Annotated in this window: 1 protein-coding gene; it reads left to right on the plus strand. The window is 68.5% G+C overall.

All coding sequences use genetic code 11. The features are described 5' to 3' along the window. The first annotated feature begins 104 nt into the window (after positions 1-104). Positions 105-1298, plus strand: coding sequence for an integrase core domain-containing protein (locus tag ACXR2U_RS24050; RefSeq protein ID WP_458827622.1), 1194 nt, complete (start codon positions 105-107; stop codon positions 1296-1298). Positions 1299-1364 lie beyond the last annotated feature (66 nt).

Genomic DNA, 1364 nt, shown 5'->3' on the forward strand with positions numbered 1-1364 from the left:
GGTTGTCCTGCGTCAGGACATCGCTGACACCGGATCTGTCGGGACATCGGTGACACCTCGAGCGTGGTCGTGCACGGTGGTGCATGGCCCAGAAGGTGGCTCCGATGGACGTTCGGATGGCGATCGCTTACGCCGACGAGACCCTCGACGTGACGGCGTTCTGCGTGAAGCACCACATCAGTAGGCAGACGTTCTACAAGTTCAGGAGGCGGTTCGTCGAAGGTGGGGTGGAGGCCCTGCAGGAGCGGTCACGGGCACCGCACCGCAGCCCCAACGCCACCCCAGCCGAGGTTGAGGAGGTGATCGTTCGGGTCCGCAAGCAGCTCGGCGACGACGGCGCTGACAACGGTCCGGACTCGATCTGGTCGGCGCTTGCCGATGCGCTGGCGGCCGCCGACCTGGCCGACGCTGCGGTGCCGTCGATCTCGACGGTGGCGCGGATCTTGACCCGCCGCGGACTGGTCACGCCGGTGCCGCAGCGGCGGCCGAAGTCCGCCACGCACCGGTTCGTCTATGCCCGCCCGAACGAGTGCTGGCAGTCCGACTACACCGAATGGCACCTGACCGACGGCACCCTCGTCGCGATCGCCGGCACCCTCGACGACCACTCCCGGGTGGTCGTGGGCCTGGACGCCGCCGTCGGGGAAGGCACCGCGGTGCTGGTCTGGTCGGTGATGGAATCGGCGCTGCAACGCTGGGGTGTCCCGCAGCGGTCCCTGACCGACAACGGGGTCGTCTACTCCGGCAAACGCCGCAACTTCGTGGTCGAGTTCGAACGCAACCTGGGCGCCCTCGGGGTCGAGACGATCTGCTCGCGCAGCTACCACCCGCAGACCTGCGGCAAGATCGAACGGTTCTGGCAGACGCTGAAGAAGTGGCTGACCGCCCACGGCCCCCACGACACCATCGAAGCCCTGCGCGCCGACCTGACCGTGTTCGTCGAGTACTACAACACCCGCCGCCCCCACCGATCTCTCGGCCGTCGCACTCCCGCCGCCGTGTTCGCCGCCACCGCATCGGCCCGGCCCGCCGACCGGCCCATCCCCGACCGCGTCATCGTCGCCCATCTCAAGGTGGCCCCCACCGGCTTCCTCACCGTCGGCGTCGCAGCCGTCATCGGGCTGGGCAGAGCGTGGGCCGGACACCACATCACCGCCATCCGCGACGGCCAGCGCATCACGCTGCTCGACGGTCACCGCTTCGTGCGGGCTGTCACCGTCCAACCCGGCAAGAGCAACTACCCGACCGCCGAAGACCATGACTACCGCGCCCGCCGACCTCGCCCCACCACCGGCTAGTCGATCATGACTGTCAGCGATGTCCCGACAGAAACCTGTCAGCGATGTCCCGACAGACCACAACCG

The organism is Jatrophihabitans sp. YIM 134969, from assembly GCF_054456675.1.

What these genes read in the sequence shown, in the direction of transcription:
- ACXR2U_RS24050 (WP_458827622.1), top strand. Translation starts at nt 105, where the DNA reads ATGGACGTTCGGATGGCGATCGCTTACGCCGACGAGACCCTCGACGTG.